The 24156-nt window shown below is 50.2% G+C and carries 21 protein-coding genes and 1 riboswitch; of the genes, 14 read left to right on the top strand and 7 right to left on the bottom strand.

Annotation, left to right across the window (positions count from 1 at the left end; translation table 11 throughout):
• Positions 1–80 precede the first annotated feature (80 nt).
• The 14 genes from NYR02_RS07655 (at position 81) to NYR02_RS07590 (ending at position 19436) form a co-directional block, all read left to right on the top strand.
• Positions 81–3797 (top strand): nitrate reductase subunit alpha, encoded by a 3717-nt coding sequence (locus NYR02_RS07655; RefSeq protein ID WP_225691047.1) that lies wholly within the window; start codon positions 81–83, stop codon positions 3795–3797.
• 20 nt (positions 3798–3817) lie between these two features.
• Complete coding sequence (gene narH, locus NYR02_RS07650; RefSeq protein WP_225691046.1) at positions 3818–5353, top strand: nitrate reductase subunit beta; 1536 nt, start codon at positions 3818–3820, stop codon at positions 5351–5353.
• A gap of 2 nt (positions 5354–5355) precedes the next feature.
• A complete protein-coding gene (gene narJ, locus NYR02_RS07645) occupies positions 5356–6075 on the top strand; it encodes a nitrate reductase molybdenum cofactor assembly chaperone (RefSeq protein WP_260975785.1) in 720 nt (239 codons plus the stop codon).
• Between the two features lie 11 nt (positions 6076–6086).
• On the top strand, positions 6087–6776 hold the full coding sequence (gene narI, locus NYR02_RS07640; RefSeq protein ID WP_145467952.1) for a respiratory nitrate reductase subunit gamma: 690 nt from the start codon (positions 6087–6089) through the stop codon (positions 6774–6776).
• 62 nt (positions 6777–6838) lie between these two features.
• Positions 6839–7606, top strand: a complete 768-nt coding sequence (locus NYR02_RS07635) for a peptidylprolyl isomerase (protein WP_260975784.1) — start codon at positions 6839–6841, stop codon at positions 7604–7606.
• Positions 7607–7646: 40 nt separating this feature from the next.
• A complete protein-coding gene (locus NYR02_RS07630; protein ID WP_260975783.1) occupies positions 7647–8792 on the top strand; it encodes an alginate export family protein in 1146 nt (381 codons plus the stop codon).
• Between the two features lie 267 nt (positions 8793–9059).
• Positions 9060–10655: an MFS transporter gene (locus NYR02_RS07625; protein ID WP_260975782.1), complete on the top strand. Its 1596-nt coding sequence runs from the start codon at positions 9060–9062 to the stop codon at positions 10653–10655.
• A gap of 32 nt (positions 10656–10687) precedes the next feature.
• Positions 10688–11206: a CBS domain-containing protein gene (locus NYR02_RS07620; RefSeq protein ID WP_260975781.1), complete on the top strand. Its 519-nt coding sequence runs from the start codon at positions 10688–10690 to the stop codon at positions 11204–11206.
• The gene (locus NYR02_RS07615) at positions 11203–11661 is read left to right on the top strand and encodes a universal stress protein (RefSeq protein WP_260975780.1); all 459 of its coding nucleotides are present in this window, start codon (positions 11203–11205) and stop codon (positions 11659–11661) included. Before NYR02_RS07620 ends, NYR02_RS07615 begins: the two co-directional genes overlap by 4 nt.
• Before the next feature lie 21 nt (positions 11662–11682).
• Complete coding sequence (locus NYR02_RS07610; RefSeq protein WP_145467962.1) at positions 11683–13164, top strand: MFS transporter; 1482 nt, start codon at positions 11683–11685, stop codon at positions 13162–13164.
• A gap of 23 nt (positions 13165–13187) precedes the next feature.
• The gene (locus tag NYR02_RS07605; protein WP_260975779.1) at positions 13188–14375 is read left to right on the top strand and encodes an NnrS family protein; all 1188 of its coding nucleotides are present in this window, start codon (positions 13188–13190) and stop codon (positions 14373–14375) included.
• A gap of 247 nt (positions 14376–14622) precedes the next feature.
• A complete protein-coding gene (gene nrdG / locus NYR02_RS07600) occupies positions 14623–15069 on the top strand; it encodes an anaerobic ribonucleoside-triphosphate reductase activating protein (protein ID WP_260975778.1) in 447 nt (148 codons plus the stop codon).
• Between the two features lie 28 nt (positions 15070–15097).
• Positions 15098–16921 carry an anaerobic ribonucleoside-triphosphate reductase gene (nrdD, locus tag NYR02_RS07595; protein ID WP_260975777.1) on the top strand — a complete coding sequence of 608 codons (1824 nt, stop codon included), beginning with the start codon at positions 15098–15100 and terminating at the stop codon, positions 16919–16921.
• 94 nt (positions 16922–17015) lie between these two features.
• Positions 17016–19436: a phosphoketolase family protein gene (locus NYR02_RS07590; RefSeq protein ID WP_260975776.1), complete on the top strand. Its 2421-nt coding sequence runs from the start codon at positions 17016–17018 to the stop codon at positions 19434–19436.
• Here NYR02_RS07590 and moaE read toward each other — a convergent pair.
• From moaE to NYR02_RS07555, 7 genes are all read right to left on the bottom strand, one after another.
• Entirely contained in the window at positions 19431–19898 is a 468-nt protein-coding gene (gene moaE, locus NYR02_RS07585) for a molybdopterin synthase catalytic subunit MoaE (protein WP_260975775.1), read from the bottom strand. The two genes, NYR02_RS07590 and moaE, sit on opposite strands and share 6 nt — an antisense overlap.
• A 1-nt stretch (position 19899) precedes the next feature.
• The gene (locus tag NYR02_RS07580; protein WP_260975774.1) at positions 19900–20145 is read right to left on the bottom strand and encodes a MoaD/ThiS family protein; all 246 of its coding nucleotides are present in this window, start codon (positions 20143–20145) and stop codon (positions 19900–19902) included.
• The gene (gene moaC, locus NYR02_RS07575; protein ID WP_260975773.1) at positions 20138–20626 is read right to left on the bottom strand and encodes a cyclic pyranopterin monophosphate synthase MoaC; all 489 of its coding nucleotides are present in this window, start codon (positions 20624–20626) and stop codon (positions 20138–20140) included. Before moaC ends, NYR02_RS07580 begins: the two co-directional genes overlap by 8 nt.
• Positions 20614–21189, bottom strand: a complete 576-nt coding sequence (moaB, locus tag NYR02_RS07570) for a molybdenum cofactor biosynthesis protein B (protein WP_260975772.1) — start codon at positions 21187–21189, stop codon at positions 20614–20616. Before moaB ends, moaC begins: the two co-directional genes overlap by 13 nt.
• Before the next feature lies 1 nt (position 21190).
• Positions 21191–21730 (bottom strand): molybdenum cofactor guanylyltransferase, encoded by a 540-nt coding sequence (gene mobA, locus NYR02_RS07565; RefSeq protein WP_260975771.1) that lies wholly within the window; start codon positions 21728–21730, stop codon positions 21191–21193.
• A 3-nt stretch (positions 21731–21733) separates the two neighbouring features.
• On the bottom strand, positions 21734–22705 hold the full coding sequence (gene moaA, locus NYR02_RS07560; protein WP_260975770.1) for a GTP 3',8-cyclase MoaA: 972 nt from the start codon (positions 22703–22705) through the stop codon (positions 21734–21736).
• A riboswitch (molybdenum cofactor riboswitch) is annotated at positions 22694–22841 on the bottom strand. Its footprint overlaps the gene before it by 12 nt.
• A gap of 53 nt (positions 22842–22894) precedes the next feature.
• A complete protein-coding gene (locus tag NYR02_RS07555) occupies positions 22895–24013 on the bottom strand; it encodes a hypothetical protein (protein WP_260975769.1) in 1119 nt (372 codons plus the stop codon).
• Positions 24014–24156 lie beyond the last annotated feature (143 nt).

The following is a 24156-nucleotide window of genomic DNA, read 5'->3' as shown; positions in this document are numbered from 1 at the left end:
CCATCGTTAATTGGTGCAATCTGAGTAGTATATCTCCGTATGTTTATAGCCGGTCTTTCGGGACACATCAGGAGTTAGCTATGAGTCACCTACTGGAGAAACTTCGGTTTTTCAGAACTCGTAAAGAGTCTTTCGCCAATGGCCATGGTGCCACAACGGATCAGGATCGCAGTTGGGAAAAAGGTTATCGTCAGCGTTGGCAGCATGACAAAGTCGTGCGTTCTACCCATGGTGTGAACTGCACAGGTTCATGCAGCTGGAAAATCTACGTTAAAGATGGTCTGGTAACCTGGGAAACCCAGCAAACCGACTACCCGCGCACCCGTCCGGATTTACCTAACCACGAGCCCCGTGGTTGTCCGCGTGGTGCCAGTTATTCCTGGTATATCTACAGTGCTAACCGCCTGAAGTATCCGAAAGTCCGTGGTCAGCTGATGAAACTTTGGCGTGAAGCCAAAGCGCAGCACAGTGATCCGGTAAAAGCCTGGGAATCTATTGTTTCTGATCCGGTAAAAGCAAAAAGCTACAAAGAGCGTCGCGGTCTGGGTGGATTTGTCCGTGCCAGCTGGGATGAAGTCAATGAGCTGATTGCGGCATCCAACGTTTATACCACCAAAACTTACGGCCCTGATCGTGTTTCCGGTTTCTCGCCGATTCCGGCAATGTCGATGGTTTCCTATGCTGCCGGTGCCCGTTATCTGTCGCTGATCGGTGGTAACTGCCTGAGTTTTTATGACTGGTACTGCGACTTACCGCCAGCCTCACCGCAAATATGGGGCGAGCAGACCGACGTGCCGGAATCGGCCGACTGGTATAACTCCAATTATATTATTGCCTGGGGTTCGAATGTTCCTCAGACCCGTACGCCTGATGCGCACTTCCTGACTGAGGTTCGTTATAAGGGTACCAAAACCTGCATTATTACTTCGGATTATTCTGAAGCTTCTAAATTCGGCGATACCTGGCTGGCTCCGCGTCAGGGTACCGACTCGGCACTGGCTATGGCTTTCGGTCATGTCATCCTGAAAGAATTCCACGTTGATAAGCCAAGCACTTATTTTACCGACTACAGCAAACGCTACACCGATATGCCAATGCTGGTCATGCTGGAAGAAAGCAATGGTCATCTGACCGGTGGGCGCTTCCTGCGGGCAGCCGATCTGGTAAACAATCTGGGTGAAGATAATAACCCTGACTGGAAAACCATTGCCCTTAACAGCAACGGCAGTATGACCAGTCCGAACGGTTCTATTGGCTATCGCTGGGGCGAAAAAGGTAAGTGGAACCTGGAGCAGAAAGACCGCAGTGGTGATGTTGATCTGGTTTTATCACTGAAAGATCAGAACGACGGCATTGCTGATGTTGCTTTCCCATATTTTGGTGGTGCACCGCACGAATATCAGTATTTCCAGCACACTGAGCACAATGAAATTCAGCTGCGTAAAGTACCGGTTAAATCGGTTGAACTGGCCGATGGTACAACCGCTAAGGTAGCAACTGTATTTGATCTGATGCTGGCGCATTACGGTGTTGATAACGGCATCGGCGATAGCAACCGTGCCAGCAGTTATGATGATGACGTGCCTTATACACCTGCCTGGCAGGAAGCTATTACCGGTGTTAACCGTGCCGATGTGATCCGCGTTGCCCGTGAGTTTGCCGATAACGCCGATAAAACCCGTGGCCGTTCCATGGTTATCGTTGGTGCTGCACTGAACCACTGGTATCACATGGATATGAGCTATCGCGGTCTCATTAATATGCTGATGATGTGTGGCTGTGTTGGTCAGACTGGTGGTGGCTGGGCGCACTATGTGGGGCAGGAAAAACTGCGTCCGCAAACCGGCTGGACTCCGCTGGCCTTTGCACTGGACTGGCAGCGTCCGCCACGCCATATGAACGGTACTTCGTTCTTCTATAACCACTCCAGTCAGTGGCGCTATGAAAAGCTCAACATGAGCGAAGTAATTTCACCGCTGGCGCCAAAAGAGCGCTGGACCGGCAGTATTATCGATTTCAACTCCCGCGCCGAACGTATGGGCTGGTTGCCTTCTGCGCCACAGCTGGGAACCAACCCTCTGCACCTGGCGGATAAAGCCAAAGCGGCTGGCCAGGAAGTGCAGGATTATGTGGTTGATCAGCTGAAGAAAGGCGATCTTAAATTCGCCTGTGAGCAGCCGGATAATCCGCAGAATTTCCCGCGCAATATGTTTATCTGGCGTTCTAACCTGCTGGGTTCTTCCGGTAAGGGCCATGAATATATGCTCAAACATTTCCTGGGTACCAAGCATGGTCTGCTGGGTAAGGATCTGGGCGAGTTTGGCGGTCAGAAACCGGAAGATGTTGAATGGGTTGATCAGGGTGCAGAAGGCAAGGTTGATCTGTGGGTGACACTGGACTTCCGTATGTCCACCACCTGTCTGTATTCCGATATCGTTCTGCCGACGGCCACCTGGTACGAAAAAGACGATATGAATACCTCGGATATGCATCCGTTTATTCATCCGCTCAGTGCTGCCATTGATCCGGTTTGGGAAGCACGCTCTGACTGGGAAATCTTTAAAGGCATTGCCAAAGAATTCTCCCGCGTCTGTGTTGGCCATCTGGGTGTGGAAAAAGATCTGGTAACTATCCCGATGCATCACGATACACCGGCAGAACTGGCGCAGCCTTATGGTGTAAAAGCCTGGTGGAAAGGTGAGTGCGAACCGGTACCGGGTAAAACAATGCCACACCTGAATGTGGTTGAGCGTGATTATCCGAATACTTATGCACGTTTCACCTCGATCGGTCCGCTGCTGGAAAATATCGGTAATGGCGGTAAAGGCATCAGCTGGGATACCAAAGATGAAGTGAAACTGCTGCGGCAGCTGAACTACACCCATACCGATGAAGGTATTAATAAAGGTATGGCCAAACTGGATACCGCGATTGATGCCTGTGAAATGATTCTTACCCTGGCTCCGGAAACCAACGGCCATGTGGCTGTTAAAGCCTGGGAAGCTCTGGGTGAATTTACCGGCCTCGATCACACCCACCTGGCGATACCGAAAGAAGAAGAGAAAATCCGCTGGCGCGATATTGTTGCCCAGCCACGTAAAATTATTTCGTCACCAACCTGGTCTGGTCTGGAAGACGAACATGTGTCCTATAACGCCGGCTATACCAACGTTCACGAACTGATTCCATGGCGTACCGTTACCGGCCGTCAGCAGTACTATCAGGATCATGAATGGATGCGCGATTTTGGTGAGCAGCTGTGTGCTTACAAGCCACCGATTAATCTGAAAACCGTTGAGCCTGTTCTGAACAAAAAGCCAAACGGTAATAAAGAAATCGTTCTGAACTGGATTACGCCACACCAGAAATGGGGTATTCACAGCACCTACTCTGACAACCTGCTGATGCTGACACTGTCACGCGGCGGTCCGATTGTTTGGATGAGTGAAGTCGATGCCAAAGAAGCCGGTATTGAAGATAACGACTGGATCGAAGTCTTCAACGTTAACGGTGCCATTGCCTGTCGTGCGGTTGTTTCTCAGCGAGTGCCTGAAGGCATGAGCATGATGTACCACGCACAGGAACGGATCGTAAACGTACCGGGAGCAGAAACAACAGGCACCCGTGGTGGTATTCACAATTCGGTTACCCGTGCGGTGATGAAACCAACCCATATGATCGGTGGTTATGCTCAGCAGGCCTATGGCTTCAACTATTACGGTACGGTCGGCTGCAATCGTGACGAATTTGTCATCGTGCGCAAGATGAATAAAGTCGATTGGCTGGACACCAAATAAGGGTGGAGTGAGGTAATTATATGAAAGTCAGAGCTCAAATCGGCATGGTGCTGAATCTGGATAAGTGTATTGGTTGTCACACTTGCTCCATCACCTGCAAAAACGTCTGGACCTCCCGCGAAGGGGTCGAATACGCCTGGTTTAATAACGTAGAAACCAAGCCTGGTATTGGTTTTCCGAAAGAATGGGAAAATCAGGAAAAATGGAATGGCGGCTGGAAGCGTGACGCTAACGGCAAGCTGCAGTTGAAAATTGGCGGCAAATTGCGGGTTCTGGCGAATATCTTCGCTAACCCGGATCTGCCGGAAATTGACGACTACTACGAGCCGTTCGATTTTGATTACCAGTATCTGCATAACGCGCCGGATAAAAAGCATCAGCCTGTGGCCCGTCCACGCTCGCTGATTACCGGCCAGCGTATGGAGAAAATCGAATGGGGTCCGAACTGGGAAGAAATTCTCGGTACAGAATTCGAAAAGCGTAAAGCGGATAAAAACTTTGATGATGTCGTGCAGAAAGATATTTACGGACAGTTTGAAAAAACGTTCATGATGTATCTGCCACGTCTGTGTGAACACTGCCTGAATCCGGCCTGTGTTGCGGCCTGTCCATCGGGTGCCATCTACAAGCGTGAAGAAGACGGTATCGTTCTGATCGACCAGGAAAAATGCCGCGGCTGGCGCATGTGTGTATCGGCCTGCCCGTATAAAAAGATTTATTACAACTGGAAATCCGGTAAGTCCGAGAAGTGTATTTTCTGCTTCCCGCGTATTGAAGCCGGTCAGCCGACCGTCTGCTCGGAAACCTGTGTAGGCCGTATCCGTTATCTTGGTGTATTGCTGTACGACGCTGACAAAATCGAAGCGGCAGCCATGACACCAAATGAAAAAGATCTGTATCAGTCACAGATTGATCTGTTTCTTGATCCGGAAGATCCGCAAGTTATTGAAGCCGCTCGTAAAGAAGGCATCAGTGACAACTGGATTAAGGCGGCCCAGCGCTCTCCGGTTTATAAAATGGCAATGGACTGGAAAGTGGCTCTGCCACTGCATCCGGAATACCGCACTCTGCCAATGGTTTGGTATGTACCGCCACTGTCTCCGATTCAGACCGCTGCCCAGGCAGGTCATGTCGGTATGAATGGTGTGATTCCGGATCTGAAATCACTGCGTATTCCACTACGCTATCTGGCTAATTTATTGACTGCCGGTGATGAAAAACCGGTTGAGCGGGCACTGGAGCGCATGATCGCTATGCGTGCTTTCAAGCGTTCACAGCAGGTGGACGGTGTGGAAGATCTGGATGTGCTGCAACAGGTAGGGCTGACCGCCGTTCAGGTGGAAGAAATGTACCGCTATATGGCGCTGGCTAATTACGAAGACCGCTTCGTTATCCCGAGCAGCCATACCACCTATGCCGAAAACGCTTATGACCTGAAAAGCAGTTGCGGTTTCAGCTTCGGTAATGGCTGTGGTGATGGCAACAACAGTGTGAACCTGTTCGGATCTCAATCTGCCGGTGTGCGTCAGGTTATCCCGGTTGTGGTAGAGGAATAAACATGAAAATACTTCGCCTGATTTCATTACTGATTGATTATCCGACCGCAGAACTGATTGCGGAAAAGAATGCGTTGCTGGCCGTGGTGGCCAGCTCCGAACTGCCGGCGGAACATGCTGAGTCATTATCGGCTTTTATTGAAAACCGTTGTCGCGGTGACATCGTTGACTGGCAGGAAGAGTATGACGGCCTGTTTGAGCGTGGTCGTTCACTGTCCTTATTGTTGTTTGAACACGTGCATGGTGAATCCCGTGATCGTGGTCAGGCCATGGTGGATTTGCAGAACCAATACAAAGAAGCCGGTCTGGAAATCAGTACAAAAGAGCTTCCGGATTACATTCCTTTGTACCTTGATTTTCTCAGCACCCAGGGCAATGACAATGCCCGCCTGGGCTTGCAGGAAGTTTCCCATATTCTGGCATTGCTGGCCTGTCGTCTGGAGCAGCGGGAATCTGATTACGCTTCTTTATTCCATGCTCTGGTTGGTCTCAGTGAAGTGGCACTGGATCTCAATGATCTGCGTGGCCAGATTGCCGGGGAAGTTCCGGACAATACGCCTAAGGCGCTGGATAAAGTCTGGGAAGAGGAAATGGTCAACTTTATGGATAACGCAGAATCCTCCTGCAGCAGTAACAATCGTCCGGCAGAGGGGCAGCGGCGGGATCAGTATATTCCGCTGAATACCGAACTGCTAAAAACATCTTCAGCGGGCCAGGTGTAAAGGAGTCAACTATGAGCTATTTCAATACATTGGCATTCGGTGTTTATCCATATGTCGCAATGGCAATTCTGTTTATCGGCAGCTGGATCCGCTATGACCGGGAGCAATACTCCTGGAAAGCCAGCTCCAGTCAATTGCTGGAAAAAGAAAAACTGCGCATGGGCAGTATTCTGTTTCACGTAGGTGTATTAGGCATTTTCTTTGGCCATTTATTTGGTCTGCTGACACCGGTTGAAATCTGGCATGCTATTGGTGTGACCGCGCCAATGAAGCAGCTTGTGGCAATGGGGGCTGGCGGCCTTTTTGGTCTGATCTGCTTTATCGGTCTTACCATTCTGATTCAGCGCCGGTTGTTCAATCCCCGTATCCGTGCGACCAGTAAAAAAATGGATATTGTTATTCTGTTCTTACTGTATGCACAGCTGATTCTTGGGCTGATTTCGATCGGTGTTTCTGCGGGTCATCTTGACGGTCATGAAATGATGAAGCTGATGATGTGGGCACAAAATATTATGACACTGGATCTGGTTGACGCTGTGGAAAATATTTCCAGCGTACACTGGATTTTCAAAATGCATATTATGCTGGGGATGACACTGTTTGTTGTCTTTCCGTTCAGCCGTCTGGTGCACATGCTCAGTGCACCGGTGCAATATGTCACCCGTCAGCACCAGATTGTACGTAAGCGTTTTGCCCGTTAATACATGAGATAAGGCCCGTATTCGCTGTTAAAACAACGAATACGGGCCACGCGGAGTCAGTAATGATTAAAGTAAATGATGTTACTATTCCTGAGTCGGCCATTCTGGAAGAAATGCAGTATCACCCGGCCGAAAGCAAGCGCCAGGCGATGCTGAAAGCAGCAGAGTCCCTTGTTATTGGTGAAATTCTCCGTCAGCGGGCAAGCTCTCTGGATTTGCCTGTTTCTGACAGTAGCAGTCAGGCCGGCCAGGACGATTTCATTGAGAAACTATTTGATCAGGATGTTTTTCTTCCGGAAGCAACGGAGGATGAGTGCCGTCTGTATTTTGAAAAAAATCCCATGCGTTTTACCACGTCACCTCTGCTGGAATTGCGCCACATCCTTCTGGCTGCAGCCCCGGATGATGAAGTACAGCGTGTTGACAGTAAAACGCTGGCTGAAACACTGGTGCATAAATTACGCGCCGGAGAAAATTTTTCTGACCTGGCCAGGCAGTTCTCAGCCTGTCCGTCGAAAGAAACGGGTGGCAGCCTTGGGCAGATCAGTACCGGACAAACCGTTCCGGAATTTGAGCGTCAGGTATTTACTGCTAACGAAGGCTTGTTACCTGCACCTGTTGAAAGCCGTTATGGTTTTCATGTGGTATTTATTGAACGTAAAATTGCGGGAAATCCATTGCCTTATGAGCAGGTCGAGGCCCGTATACGACAGTATTTGAATGACAAAGTAAAAGCAAAAGCAACGGCTCAGTACATTCAATCCCTTATTCAAGAAACCCAATTAGAAGGTTTCGATTTCTCTGTATCAGATTCGCCATTGATGCAGTGATAAAATGGTACTCAGTGCTCATTTGCGAAAGGAGAGCACGATGATCTTTAAACTAAGTTCTTTAGCCAGTGCTTTATTACTGGCTTCCCCTGTGGTTTTTTCCCAGAGCTTTGATGGCGTTCCCGGAAACTTTCCGGCTGATTTTCGTCTTCGCTATGAAACAAATGACACAGACAACCTGACAAAGTCGGCCACCGCATTAACATTGAGAAGCCGCATTGGTTATGAGACAGATAACTACAATGGGCTGAAGGCTCTTGCTGAAATTGAGGATGTCAGAAGCATTATTGACGAGTATTCACCTGAGAGTAGCGGTTATGATCCTGTGGCTGATCCGGTCAATACCGAAATCAATCGGGCACAGCTGTTTTACACAAAAGAAGCATTAACGGCTGTTGTTGGCCGTCAGCGTATTATTCTGGATAACACCCGGTTTATCGGCAACGTAGGCTGGCGGCAGAATGAGCAGACTTATGACGCTGCGCTTCTGCAGTATAAAAAGGACAATATTGGGGTTGCCTACGCTTATATTAATCAGGTCAACGGTATCGATTTCTCCGAGACTGATATTTCCGGCCATGCACTGAATATTGCCTTTGATCAACTTCCGGTTGGCAAGCTGGTAGCTTATGCCTATCTGGTTGATATTGATGACACCGATTTTTACTACGATACCTATGGCGCCAGCCTGAGTGGTCAGAAACCGCTGAATGATATCAAGGTCAATTATCTGGCTGAGATTGCTATTCAATCAGCATATGAAAATGGTGATAAAGACGCGATTTATTATCATGTTGAAGCCGGAGCAACCCTGCAGGACGTCAACCTTACTCTTGGTAATGAAACCCTGGGAAGTAATGATGGCGAGTACGGTTTCCAGACTCCGCTGGCAACCAAGCATGCTTTTAATGGTTGGGCGGATAAGTTCCTGAATACACCGGATAATGGCCTTTCAGATACTTATGTCCGTTTATCCGGGTCCTTAGATAAGCTCAAGGCTCTGGTCATGTACCATGAGTACTCAAGTGACAGAGGAAGTGACAATCTTGGTTCGGAGCTTAATGTTCAGCTCCTGTATCCATTCTCGAAGAATCTTTCCTCAGGGCTTAAATACGCAAGTTATGAAGCTGCGGACAGCGGTTCTGACACAGAGAAATTCTGGCTCTGGTGCGGCCTTTCTTTTTAGGTGAAGCCTCCTCCTTTACGCCTGCTCTGCAGGCGTTTTTTTTTGGGTAGATATTGCCCAAAGTAGGTACTCCCTATGCCCTTGAATGCTGTCGATAATCAGCTTTCAGCATCAACTCTCCGGATCTGATTGATCTGTGTCATAAATCCCTAATCCCCTTATGGGTAGAGCTTTTAATAAGCGCTTTTTTTGCAGTTTTTACGCCTATTGCTGCCTTATTAAGACAGGGTGAATATGAAGTCATGATCTGATTAACAGGGGAATATCATGGCGACTAAAGGTTCAGCTTACATTGAAAAATGGGACGTGGAGGACAAGGCGTTCTGGGAGAAGGAGGGGAAGCAGGTTGCCAGCCGGAATCTGTGGATTTCAATTCCCAGCCTTTTGATTGGCTTTGCCGTCTGGCTAATGTGGGGAATGATCACCACGCAGATGAAAAATCTCGGTTTTGATTTCAGTACCGAGCAGTTATTTTCTCTGGTTGCTATTGCTGGCTTATCCGGAGCAACGCTGAGGATTCCGGCATCCTTTATGATCCGCATTGCCGGTGGCCGTAACACCGTCTTTCTGACTACAGCATTGCTGATGGTTCCGGCGCTGGGTACCGGTATGGCGCTTATGGAACCCGGAACCCCTTACTGGGTGTTTCAGTTAATGGCATTGCTGTCTGGTATCGGCGGCGGCAACTTCGCCTGTTCCATGAGTAATATCAGTACCTTTTTTCCGAAAAGCCAGCAGGGCTATGGTCTGGGTATGAATGCCGGGCTGGGTAATTTCGGTGTGACCACTATGCAGATATTGATTCCGCTGGTGATGACTGTCGGTCTGTTTGGTCCTCTGGCTGGTGATCCTATGATTCTGCAATCTGCCAGCGGAACTCTGGTCGGTCGTATTGAGGCAGGTTCAGAAACCTGGATTCAGAATGCCGGCTTTATCTGGCTGTTAATGTTAATCCCACTGGCCTTTGCCGGTTGGTTCGGTATGAATAATCTGAACGTGGTGACTCCTGAGCCAGGACATCCTTTAGCTGCCTTCGGAAAAATCATTGGCTTGTATGCCATTGCTCTTTTTACTGCAGCGGTTGGTATCTACATGATGGGAATGATTGGTATGTGGCTGGCTCTGCCATTCACAATCATTCTGACTCTGATCCTTCTGCGTATGATTCCCGGAAGTATTCAGCCTAATATCAAAAACCAGTTCAAAATTTTCCGCAACAAACATACATGGTCAATGACCGTGCTCTACATCCTCACCTTCGGTTCTTTTATCGGTTTTTCTGCTGCATTACCTCTGTCTATTACCGTTATTTTCGGAAAAATGATGCAGGTCGGCGTGGATGGCGAAATGATCCGTGTGGTAAATCCTGACGCTCCAAGCGCTCTTACCTGGGCATGGATTGGGCCTTTTGTTGGTGCATTAATCCGCCCGGTTGGTGGCTGGATTTCCGATAAAGTCGGTGGCTCTATTGTTACGCAAATTATCTCGGCGGTTATGGTCGTGGCTTCTGTGGCAACAGGCTATGTAATGATGCAGGCCTACAACTCTGCCAATCCTAATGACTACTTCATGGTGTTTATGCTGCTGTTTATTGTGTTGTTTGCAGCCAGCGGTATTGGTAACGGCTCAACATTCCGCAGTATCGGTGTGATCTTTGACCAGCAGATGAAAGGCCCTGTTCTTGGCTGGACTTCCGCGGTTGCTGCCTATGGTGCTTTTATTGCCCCTAAAGTGATGGGTGCTCAGATTAAAGCCGGTACTCCAGAGCTGGCAATGTATGGCTTTGCAGTTTTCTACGCACTTTGTCTGGTTATTAACTGGTGGTTCTATCTGAGAAAAAGTTCAGAAATCTACAACCCTTAAGACCTCTGTAAAAATTTAATTCAGGTGACTTTATGAGAAATAAGAGTTTAAAAGCCGGAGATCTTATTAATGGTGAAGTTTTTGTTGCCCATGAAGGATGGACTATACAGCGTCTTGCTGACTTCTTCGTTAGCCATGATATCTCTGCTGTTCCTGTTGTTGCTGATGACCATAAACTTGTTGGCGTTGTCAGCGTCAGTGATGTCTTTCGCTTTAATAGTCTTGATATTAATGAGAAGGAAGCTGCACTGAGTCGTCTTTACCGGCGCGAATACGATATGAAAGTGCCGGAAGAGGATCTGAAAAACTGGGTAAAAGACATTAATAAGTCATGCATGGTTTATCAGATCATGACTCCCGATGTTATTACCATTGATGTCAATGACGATATCAAAGTCGTTGCTGATACCATTCTTGAAAAACATATTCACCGCGTGTTTGTTACCCGTGACGGCAATGTCGCGGGGGTCATAACCGCCATGGATCTGATCCGGTTTGTGTTTCACGGAAGCGCAGAATTCTGCGCTGATGAGCGGGAGTGCATGGTATGAAAATCATGATTGCTTATGATGGTTCGCGTAATGCGAAGCTGGCGCTGGCACGAACCATTACCATGTTTGGGGAGCTTAAACCGCAGCTTATTCTGGTTGCGGTTGCCGAAAATCCCCGCGATATCACCGAGAACAACGAAGCGCTGTTTAATGACGAAGTTGATGAGCTAAAAGGCTTTCTGGCTGAGGCTCAGACGTTATGTCAGAACGAGAAAATAAGCGCTGAAGCTCTGCTTCTGGATGGTGACGCGCGGAAAATGTTACTCGCGGCGACAGAGAAGTTACGCCCTGATCTCCTTGTTATTGCCCGTCACAGTCATGAACCGGACGGCGGCTTTATCGCCCGTTCACTGACCTACTTTGTGGATGAACTCGATTATATGACCTTTGGCAGCGTCAGTTCATTTTTAACCAGACGGGCGCAGTGTCCATTACTCATTCTGCCCAGCATGTAGAAATCATTACAGGAGATCGTTATGCAAGTTGCAGACGTCTTTAAATTTAAAAATCCTGAAATAAAAGCACTGCACCTGACCTGGATTGCGTTTTTTATCACCTTCTACGTCTGGTTCAATATGGCTCCGCTGGCCAGCAGCATGCTGAAAAGCGTTAACTGGCTGACCGCAGAAGACCTGAAACTTTTTGCTATCTGTAACGTAGCGCTGACCATTCCGGCACGGATTATTGTTGGCATGGCGCTGGATCGTTTTGGCCCGCGGCGGGTGTTCTCTGTACTGCTGGTAACCATGGCCATTCCGGCGCTGGCGTTTGCTTTTGGCGAAACCCGTACCCAATTACTGGTCAGCCGTCTGGTGCTGAGTTCTATTGGTGCCAGTTTTGTGGTTGGTATTCATATGACTGCAATGTGGTTCAAGCCTAAAGATATTGGTTTTGCCGAAGGCTTTTATGCCGGCTGGGGTAACTTTGGTTCGGCTGCAGCAGCTATGACTTTGCCGACTATTGCCATCACTATGTATGGCGGTGATGACGGCTGGCGCTGGGCAATTGCACAGAGTGCATTTGTGATGGCGGCTTACGGCGTTTATTACTGGTTTGCTATTACCGATGGTCCGGTCGGAACCGTGCATCGTAAACCGCGGAAAACCGCTGCACTCGAGGTCAGTAGCTGGGGTGACATGGTTAAGTTGATTTTGTGGACCATTCCTCTGGTGGGTATTCTGGCTGTGCTGGTATGGCGAATCCAGAAACTGGGTTATCTGGATGCGACAGGTGCGGCTATTGCGTATGCCGTTATTGCTGCCATTGTGGTTTATCAGATTGTGCAGATTCTGCGGGTAAATGTACCTATTCTGAAAAAGGGTGTACCGGAAGACGATAAATATCCGTTTAACAGTGTGGCTGCTCTGAACAGCACCTATTTCGCTAATTTTGGTGCAGAACTGGCGGTTGTTTCTATGCTGCCGATGTTCTTTGAAAAAACCTGGAGTCTGTCTCCGACCGCTGCGGGTTTAATTGCCGCTTCTTTTGCCTTCGTTAATCTTGTTGCCCGGCCTATGGGTGGGCTGGTTTCCGACCGTCTGGGTAACCGTCGTTTTGTGATGTTGAGTTATATGCTGGGTATTGCGATAGGCTTTGCATTAATGGGGCTGTTGAATTCTTCCTGGCCGCTGGTTATTGCCGTTGCGATTACGGTATTTACTTCATTTTTCGTACAGGGAGCAGAAGGTGCCACTTTCGGTATTATTCCATCCATTAAGCGTCGTCTGACCGGACAGATCTCCGGTATGGCGGGTGCTTATGGTAATGTGGGGGCAGTGTTTTATCTGACCATCTATACCTTTGTGGATGCGAATCAGTTCTTCTTTATTATCGCTGCCGGTGGTTTTATCAGCTGGCTTGTTTGCCTGATGTGGCTGAAAGAACCGGAATCCGCTTTCTCTGACGAATACTATGTATCGTCAGTCGACAGGCAGATTGAGCAGGAACTGAAAGCCTGAAAGCCAAAGCTCTAAGGAGAGTTATGAATATGTCCTCTGTATCCGCTCACCCTTTGTGGGGCCAGGCGTTCCGGCCGATGTTTCTGCTGGGAGCCGCCTTCAGTGCTTTGGGCATTCTGCTCTGGGGGCTGGTGTTGCAGGGGATTATTCTGCTGCCGGGTAGCGGCAGTGTTTTCTGGCACAGCCATGAAATGCTGTTTGGTTTTGCCCTGGCCATTGTCGCAGGGTTTTTACTGACAGCCGTACAAAACTGGACCGGGCAGCAGGCAACCCATGGCCGGCCACTGTTATTGCTGACACTTTTATGGCTCGCTGGCAGGCTGTGTATGTTAGTCGGTGATCTTTTGCCCTGGTGGTTTACCGCGCTGGTTGATATGGCATTTATGCCGCTGGTCGCCTGGTTTTTCTGGCGACTGTTGTTTGCTGTTAAGCAACAGCGGAATTATTTCTTTGTGCCGGTGTTGTTGCTGATGACCTTTGCCAATGCGGTGATGCATTGGGGCAATGCGGTGCAGGATATGTCACTGGTGCAGTGGGGTAGTCACAGTGTCAGCTGGATGCTGATATTAATGATTACAGTGATTGGCGGTCGGGTAATGCCGATGTTTACCGCCAATGGCAGTATGACGCCGAAAACAGAAGCGCTTCCCTGGCTGGAAAAACTGGTGCTGGGGGCGAGTTGGTTGTTGCTTGTGATTTATCTGCTGCGTCTTGATCTGTTATTACCACCCTTTGTGCTGGCGTTGCTGCTGGTGCTGACGGCAGCCAGTCAGGCGCTGCGGATTGTGCGCTTACGTATCGGGGTTACCTGGAAAATCCCCTTGCTGTGGTCATTGCATCTTGCCTATTGGTTTATTCCACTTGGCCTCTTGTTGCTGGCGATGCACTACCTTGGCTGGCCGGTCACCTTCAGTGCGGCTTTACATGCACTGACCGCCGGAGCGGTTGGCGGAATGATCCTGGCCATGATTGCCCGCGTGTCATTGGGGCACTCCGGCCGGCCACTGCAGCCAAGGCCGTTAATGTCACTGTCGTTTGCGCTGCTGCTGCTGGCTGCGCTGCTGCGTTCTCTGGGAGCGATACTCTGGCCACAACAGTCTTTGCTGTTTTACAGCCTGTCGGCCTTGTTGTGGAGTAGCGCTTTTATACTCTTCGTCTTTTGTTATGCGCGCATTCTGCTTGGTCCACGGCCGGACGGCCGCGCGGGCTAAGTCATTGTGCCAATATTCTTTAGCCGGGTAATAACCCGGCTTTTTTCTTTCTGCATTGCCACTGCGCCATTAATGGGCATTGCGCTGACGGCCCTTTTCCTGATCGTCCGTTCTCTGTATCGGATACCCATGTCGGAGTAGTTTGCGAATAAAATTGATTTGGATCAATTTTATTCGGCCGTCTCTCGTTAGTCTCTGTCCATATCTTGTGCCTGTTTATTATTTAAGGCACTACATATGGGGTTTTATGTATTTCAGTCGTGAACAGGTGGTCTTCCAGGAAGTGCCGGGAGAAGTCTCTCTGGCCTACACCATCAGCGGTTGTCCGCTGCGTTGTCCCGGTTGCCACAGTGCCGATACCTGGCCCGCGATGGCGGGTGAACCGCTGTCCGAAGAGTACTTCCGGCAGCGTCTGGAGACATACGCCGGTCTGATCAGCTGCGTGCTGTTTATGGGTGGAGAGTGGCATGAAGCGCAGCTGTTACTGTTGCTGAAGCTGGCCCGCCGGCAAGGACTGAATACCTGTCTTTATACCGGGCTCGATACGGTTGCTCCGCGCCTGCAGGCTGAGCTGACCTATCTGAAAACCGGTCCCTGGTTACGGGATCTCGGGGGGCTGGAATCTCCCTTAACAAATCAGCGTTTTATGGATTTACGCAGCAACCGCTGCCTGAATCATAAATTTCATCAATAACAATTGCCTACTCTGAAGGAGCGGAATCATGCTGAAACTGAGCGCAGAGCACATTAAGCATAAGCTGGATTTTATTGAACATTATCTGGCTGCACAAAATGCCGCCGACGGCTCACGGATGGATGCCAATGCCAATGTGACCGAAAAGAATATCGCCACGCTCGAAGCGGAGATGATGAAAGATTATTTTGTGCAGATTAACCGTGCGCAGGTTTCAGCAAAAATTGCCGATTTATTCGGGGATGATCTGGCACAGGAATATATCCGCCAGATAGAGAACCATGAGATTTATGTACATGATGAAACCAGCCTGAAGCCCTATTGTGTATCGGTAACTATGTATCCGTTTTTACTGGATGGGCTGACTAAGCTTGGTGGCGAATCTCAGGCACCGAAGCATATTGAATCGTTCTGTGGTTCATTCGTAAATTTTGTCTTCGCGGTCAGCAGCCAGTTTGCCGGTGCAGTGGCTACGGTCGAATTTTTAACTTACTTCGACTATTTTGCCCGTAAAGATTACGGCGATGATTATCTGAATACCCACCGTCAGCAGATTGCCAACCATCTTCAGCATGTCGTGTATGCCATCAATCAGCCGGCTGCCGCCCGGGGTTATCAGAGTGTGTTCTGGAATCTTTCGCTATACGACAAAAACTATTTCGACAGCATGTTTGGTGAGTTCGTCTTCCCTGATTTCAGCAAACCCTGCTGGAAGACGCTGGATAAACTGCAGCATTTTTTCCTGGATTGGTTCAATGCTGAGCGCAGCAAAAGCATCCTCACCTTTCCGGTTGTCACCGTGGCCATGCTGACCGAAAAAGGGCAGTGTAAAGATCAGGACTTTGCCCGCAGTATGGCCGCTCACCTGAACCGGGGCAGCTCTTTCTTCGTCTACCTTTCTGACAGTGCAGACAGTCTGGCATCCTGCTGCCGTTTACGCAGTGAAATCAGCGACAATACATTTTCTTACTCGCTGGGAGCCGGTGGTGTGGCAACCGGTTCTATTAATGTAATTACAGTTAATATGAACCGGCTGGTTCAGGATGGCCGTGATCTTGCCGAAGAAATCAGTAAGGTGCAGCGTTATCAGGTGGCCTATCGTCGCTTAATGGAAGAGTATCTTCAGGCCGGAATGCTGACGGTTTACAACGCCGGATTTATTAATCTGGACAAGCAATTCCTGACTATCGGCATTAACGGTATGGTCGAGGCTGCTGAATCGCAGGGGTTGGTTGCCGGTAATAATCAGGCGTATAAAAACTTTGTCAGAGATCATCTGAAAGCGATTTATGAGGCCAATAAGGCCGCTAAGCTTGAGTATGGTTATATGTTTAACACGGAGTTTGTTCCGGCTGAAAATCTGGGCATCAAAAATGCCCGCTGGGATAAATCCGATGGCTATCGTGTGCAGCGGGATTGCTACAACTCCTATTTTTATCAGGTCGAAGATGAGCAAACCAATGTGCTGGATAAGTTCCAGTTGCATGGCCGTGAGCTACTTGATTATCTGGATGGCGGATCGGCACTGCATCTGAATCTGGAAGAAAAACTGAGTGAAGACGGTTATCTGGCCTTACTGAATATTGCGGCCCGTACCGGCTGTAATTATTTCTGCGTGAACGTCAAAATCACCATCTGTAACGAATGTGAAAAAATTGATAAGCGGACGCTGGAATATTGCCCGGCCTGTGGCTCTGACGATATTGACTATGGCACCCGGGTTATTGGCTATCTTAAACGCACCTCTGCGTTCAGCGCCGGGCGCCGTAAGGAGCATTCCATCCGTCACTATCACCGTCAGCAACGTCAGGAAAATCCGGGTAATCGTCAGCGTTTACAGGCTGTCAGCTGATCTGCGTCATGGTCTGCGCCGGTCTATCCCCTGCGGGGTATAGATCGGCGATGTCAAAACGCGTTTCATCAGAGACTCCTGACACGGAGTTGCTATGACGCTTAATTTATACCAGCAAACCAGCCACCCGATGACTCCGGAATATCTGGATCATGAAGCGCAGAATCTGCGCGATCAGAATCCGGAACTGGCGCTCTGGGCTGCAGGTCTGGGAGTGATTGAACACCGCCCGGCTACTCAGATTCAGGCACACCTGATGGCTGAGTCGTTGCTGCAAAAAGGATTAATTGCTGATACCGGGTATTTTTTTCAGCGTTTGCGTGCTCTGGATTGCCTGACCCAGCAGGCGATGTGGCTGGTGGTGCATATGACCTATGCCCGCCGAGTCTATACCGATGGCCGTAATCTCACGCCTCAGGATTTTAAAACCCACCCACGCGGACATACCGGCGGCGCTCTGAATATGGTGCCGGCTTATGCCGGTTTGCTGGCGTTAAATCATTTTACCGGCCAGCCGCGGGATTGGCTGATGGGGCAGGGCCACTGCGTTGCTGCCATTGATGCTTTGCAATTGCTGACCGGCACCGCAGCACCTGAACGTCGCCGGCAGTACCCACTGGATGATGACGGCCTGAGTCGTTTTGTCGCCGATTGTTATGACACCCGTCTGGATAATACCGGGCAGCGGATATCAACACTGGGCGCTCACGTTAATGTGCATACGGCCGGTGCACGAATGGAGGGTGGTTATCTGGGCTTTGCCGGAATGCAATATGCGCATATGCCGCTGCCGGGAGAGCGTCTGGTCGCTTTTTTAAGTGACGGAGCCTTTGAAGAACAGCGTGGTACCGACTGGGCCGCACGCTGGTGGCGTGGAGAAGATACCGGCCTGATTGCGCCGGTAATGATTGCCAATGGCCGGCGTATTGATCAGCGCACGACCATTGCCCAACAGGGCGGCTGCAGCTGGTTTGTCAGTCATTTACGTAATCAGGGTTTTGCGCCTTTTGTGATTGATGGGCGGGACCCTGCGGCCTTTATGTGCGCCATTTATTATATGGAAATTCAGCTGTCCCAGGCGTTTGAACGTATTCGTCAGGGCGAGGCGCAATATCCGGTTGCCTTGCCTTACTGTATTGCTGAAACGGTAAAAGGGTTTGGCTTTCCTGCGGCAGGCACTGGCGCCGCGTATGGTTTGCCGCTGGGAGCCTATCCGGCAGAAAATCCGGAAGCGCTGGCCTTTTTTCATCGGGGAGCAAAAGCACTGTTGCAACCGGATGCGCAATGGCGCGAAGCCGCTTCTTTATTGGGGCAACCTAAACAAAAAAGCACGCCTATGCTGGCCGTTAATTGCCCTGAACCGGAATGGGCTGACCGGCGGGAATCCGCTATGGCGGCTATCGATCGTTATTTTATTGAATTAACCGAAGTTAATCCGCGCTTGCGGGTCCGGGTTGGTAATCCTGATGAGCTGCGTGGCAATGGTATGAGCCAGACGCTGGATCAGTTTCGTCACCGCGTTACCCGTCCGGAAATTACCGCCGCAGAAGCTATCGATGGCTGTGTTATTACGGCTTTGAATGAAGAGGCCGTTGTCAGTGCCTGTCTGGCGAATCAGGCGGGTATTAATCTGGTCGTTGCCTATGAAGCCTTTGCCATAAAAATGCTGTGTGCTTTGCGGCAGGCCATTATTTTTTCACGCCAACAAAAAGAAGCGGGGGATGCAGCAGGCTGGCTTGGCTTCCCGGTTGTGACCACCTCGCTGATCTGGGAAAACGGCGAACATGACCAGAGCCATCAGGACTCCAGTTTATCGGAAGGACTGATGCTTAAAATGGCCGATATGGCACGGGTAGTATTTCCTGCTGATGCCAACAGTGCGATGGCCTGCCTGCGCACCTGCTATGGCGATTTAGGGGTGGTCTGGAATCTGGTGGTTACGCGCAGTGTGATGCCACAGTTTTTTTCTGCCCGGCAAGCTACCCAACTGGTTCAGGATGGTGCTGTCTGTCTGCGCGGACATTGCGGCGCTGAATTGCAGCTGGTTGCCTGCGGTACCGTGCAACTGCAGCAAATGCTGAAAGCCTCCGACCGCTTACGTCAGCAGCGTGTAGCGCATTCACTGATTTATTTATTAGAGCCTGGACGTTTCCGTCAGGCGCGCGACCGTTGGGAAAAATCAGCGCTGGCTGATCCGGCGGTTGTGCGCGCACTGTTTCCTGCCAGAGTGCGTTACCGGGTTTTTCTCACCCATGGCCGGGCTGAGGTGCTGCTGGCAACCTGCCGGCAACTGGATCTGGGCGCGCAACGAACCCGGGCATTGGGGTATATCAACCGTGGTGGAACACTGGATACTCAGTCGCTGTTATTTGTAAACGGCTGTACCTGGGCTCATGCTCTGGCAGCGCTGGCAGAATTATGTGGTCAGAAACCAACGCTGTGGCTGACCGAAGAAGAGTGGCGGGCGATTGATGGGCGCGGAAATCCCTACCATGTTATCCCGGAACCCTTATGACTCCGGCGACGACCAGCGCTGAGCGGCCTGGTTGTCACTGTCTTTTGCTTCCACCCAATAGCCGGCTGCTGTTGTCTGTTCTTTTTTCCAGAACGGTGCGCGGGTTTTCAGAAAATCCATAATAAATTCACAGGCGCGGAAAGCGGCTTCGCGGTGAGCACTGCTGACCAGTACCAGCACAATCTGCTCGTTAACGCTTAATGTACCAATGCGATGAATAATGGTGATATTGCCGAGGGGCCAGCGTTGCCGTGCCTGTTCGGTGATCTGCAATAATGATTTTTCAGTCATGCCCGGATAATGCTCCAGCGTCATGCTTAATAACGAGTCGCCGGCCAGCTCGCGAACACTGCCGATAAAACTGACGATGGCTCCGCAATCAGCCTGATTACCCAGCGCTGCGTATTCGTCGGCCAGATTAAAATCTTCCTGCTGCACTTTTATCCGGGTTAAATGTTCCATATCAGCCACCGGTTACCGGAGGGAAAAAAGCAATTTCATCACCGGCAGTAATTGCTTCGTCAGGTGTACACAGTTGCTGATTACGGGCACAGAGCAGATCGGGCCTGGCCAGTGCTGAGTCCCAGGGAGCACCCTGGGCGCGTAATTCCTGTATTAAACCGGCAATACTTCTGGCTTCGCTTTTCCAGCTCAGCTGTCCGCAACCGAGGGTTTCGCGCAGGGCGGCAAAAAAAACAATATTAAACATGATCAGATTCTCCGCTACGCAGCCAGTGGCCGCTTTTACCGCCTTGCTTTTCCTGCAGGCGGATATCACTGATGACCATGGCCGGATCAACCGCTTTGCACATATCGTAAATGGTCAGGGCAGCGACAGATGCCGCCGTGAGCGCTTCCATCTCCACGCCGGTCTGGCCGCGCAGACGGCACAGGGTCGTGATATGAATTTCCTGTTCTGAAAGAACAAAATCTACGCTGACTTTGCTCAGGGCCAGCGGATGGCAAAGCGGAATTAAATCGCTGGTACGTTTGGCCGCCATAATGCCGGCGATGCGTGCCGTTGCCAGTACGTCACCTTTTTTAATTTCAGCCCGCTGAATACGGGCGATAACATCCGGGCGGGTGATGATTCTGGCGCTGGCATAAGCACTGCGCAGACTGCTTTCCTTGGCCGACACATCGACCATGTGAGCATGACCGTGCTGATCAATATGGGTCAGATCTGACATACAAATTCTCCAGGGTCTGTTAGGGCATAACGACAGGCATTAACAGGGCTTTTTTTAACATGGGCAACGAAATTACAGGGCCCGGTACGGCTGTCCAGCTGTGGCGAGATCAGTGCTTCCCAGGCCTGGCGGCAGGCGCCGCCAGAACCGGGAACAGCAAAAATAAGGGTTTTATTGGCAATCCCGGCCAGTGCCCGGGACTGCATACTGCTGCTGCCAATATCGGTAAAACTTAACTGCCGGAATTGCTCGCCGAAGCCCTCGATCTCTGCATCAAATAAGGGGCGGATGGCTTCTGGTGTGCAGTTGCTCTCAGAGAAACCGGTGCCGCCATTAATAATAATGACCTGAATATCCTGGCTGGCAATCCAGTCGCTGATGCAGGCGCGGATGTCATAACGGTTATGCTTTAACAGGGCGCGGGCGCGGATTGTGTGGCCGCTTTCCTGAGCCAGTGCCAGCAGCAGATTGCCACTGCTGTCTTCGGCCGGAGTGCGATGATCCGACAGCGTCAGAATGGCAATGTTTAAGCGGAAAAATTCTTTGCTGGTATGTTTACTCATATTAATGACCGCCTTGCGAAGCGTGACAGGCCAGCTGCCAGTCTTCGGGAGTATTTGTATTCAGCAACAGCTGTGGTGATGGGCAGGGAATTGCTCTGGCCGCACAATAAGACAGCAGGGCACCAACAGAACGCCGTCCTTTTTCATGCAGTTGTTTTGCAATATAAGACTGTAAATCGCTGCTGTTATGCAGCACGCAGGGCAGATAATGATCTTTAAAGAAAACCGGCTGTTCCTGTGAATGACGTATCAGAGTGCGCAAAAGTGCTGCCGTCATCCAGGGCATATCGACAGCCAGTACCAGTACACGCTCATGTTCGCAGAATGGCAGCAGAGTATGTAGGCCGGACAGGGGCCCATGCCCTGCCTGCTGGTCGGGAGTGCCCAGTTGCGGATGGCTGAGCTGAATATCGTCACAACCTGCCTGTTGCAGCCGTACCTGCTGTAACAGCCATAGTGGCAGACCGTTCATCGGCAACTGCGCTTTATCGGTCCCCATACGTGAAGAGCGTCCACCGGCAAGAATAATGGCGCTGAACATATCTCAGCCCCCGATCATGGCCAGGTGGCGGGTCTGGCCACTGCGTTGCTGATGTAGATGGTGGCTTTCTTCTTTTCCGCCAATGGCCCGCTGTAAAAATGCTTCGACCGGTGCGGGGTCGTCGCTTTGTAATAACTCGCGCAGACTTTGGTGTTCGTCGGCAAATAAACAGAGAAATAACTCTCCCTTACTGGAGACCCGCAGTCGATTGCAGCTGGCACAGAAGTCTTTGCTGTACGGCATAATCAGTCCGACCCGGCCGGCATAATCCGGATGGGCATATTCCAGAGCGGGACCATCGGTGGCTGTCTTAGGTTGCAGTTGCCAGCCATCCTCCATCAGCTGATGACGGATAAATTCACCGCTTAAATGCTGTTCCTGATAGAAGTCGATATTGTCGTTGGTCCGCATTAATTCAATAAAACGCAGTGATACAGGTCGGTCTTTTATAAAACGCAAAAAGCCAGGAAGAGAATGGGTATTGTGCTGGCGTAATAATACGGTGTTCAGTTTTACTTTCTGAAAATTCAGCTGCAGGGCCTGATCGATCCCCTGCAAAATATAATGCAGACGGTCGGCCCCGGTTATGCGTGAAAAGATGGTAGGGTCAAGGCTGTCGACGCTGATGTTCAGAGCATCCAGTCCGGCTTTTTTCCAGCCTGAAATCTCTTTTTGCAGGTTATAACCGTTGGTGGTCAGGGCCACTTTTTCTATGCCCGGAATTGATTTGCACAGTCCGATAATTTCACCGAGATCACGGCGCAGTGCCGGCTCTCCGCCGGTCAGTCGAACCTTGCGGGTACCCAGGCGGGCGAAGGCTGTCAGTAGTCGACGGACTTCATGGATATTCAGATCAGACTCAGCTGTATCACAATCATTACCTTCTGGCAGGCAGTAGGTGCAGCGGAAATTACAGCGTTCGGTCAGTGACAGGCGCAGGTAAGTGAAGCGCCGGGCAAAGCGGTCGGTCAGCATAAGACACCTTTCCAAGCATGGGAGGAAGCAGGGTTTCCCCTGAATCCCGGTGGCAGAATTGCCACGGCTGAGCTGCCATAACTCACCGATGAGGGGAGTGAGCGTTAGGCAGATCAACTCGGCGTCAGTTGAATATAGCGGTATGAGGAGGCTGCTACTATCCGCTTCCCGGGATAGTGACATGCCTCTTTATGGGTAGGTCACTGCAGCCTGATGTCCGCTGAAAAGCAGCTGGTCCCGGCAGTAACGGATGTCCCGGTGTGTCAGCATCATATCCGCAAGGGTTTCGCTGCCGCGCACATCACCGGCAAGAATAAAACCGATAATGCGATCTCCGGCAATGATGATCTTGCGGTAGATGCCACACTCCGGAATATGCATCGTGAGGCACTGATTGTTCTTTTCGGCGTTCAGGCTTCCGGCATAATGAATGGCGAATTTATTGATCGAAATCCGGTGTGGCAGATCTGGTTTGCCAAGCCACAGTTCCCGCAATAACGAAAACTGATCGGAATTCTCGTTCATTTTTCGCCAGCAGCGGGAGGCAAACATATTAAGAATTGATTCCGGCGGTGTGAAATGATCTCCGCCATCGGGCAGGTCCAGATTATCAGTTTGAGAAATTTTTATGTTCTGGGTTTGTATCTGAGCATGATGGATTTCTTTATTTCTGCCGCTCAGCGGCATGTAAATTACAGGTATGGTTTTGGGTATGGCGTTTTTTTCTTCAAGCCGAATTATTTTAACGCCAGAGTTTTTTATCTCTCTGTAAATCAGCCGCTGAATATTTTTGTCAAACCCGGAGTTTATAAGGGTGGCTTTGTCGGCAATCAGGTATGCCGGAAATCCTGCACGGGCAACACTGGTTGCATATTGGATTGCCAGTTCAGAGCTGCCGATGATAGTTATACCGCCGGATTTCTGTAAATGGTTCTGGGCAAGCTGAATATTTTCAGGTGTGTGCAGTGGAATATACAGACTCCGATCACCGGCCGTTTTCAGTACCGATACATGCCTGGCATCAGGACGTGTATCGACGACGGCAGCATAATTTATGTCGGGTTCTGTATGGCGGCAGATGTAGCGGATTTTCCGTGCGTGATACCACTCCGGGGGCGTTTCCATTTCTGCTATCGGCAATACACCGGCAAGCAGCTGAGGAAGGCAGTGACGAGGGAAATACCGGTGGTCGGATTGTGACAGCAGGTGAATATGGCTGAAACAATGACTGGCTGAGAGTTTGTCCTGCAGCCGGTGTGACGTGTTGTTGTCGCCGATGATAAGAATGTTTTTATTATTTCCCGCCATGTCGAATGCCTCTGACCTGACGGTGATATTGGGCCGGATACTATGCACAGGCAATACTAAAGAACGCATACCTCATAAAGGGTATAACGAATTTCACCCGATTTAATCTCAATTGACTTTGATTGGGTGCGCCTTAGTATGGA

This window comes from Thalassolituus pacificus, assembly GCF_025318105.1.
GTDB classification, from domain to species: domain Bacteria; phylum Pseudomonadota; class Gammaproteobacteria; order Pseudomonadales; family Oceanobacteraceae; genus Venatoribacter; species Venatoribacter pacificus.
This window is presented reverse-complemented; position numbering and strand designations above follow the sequence as displayed.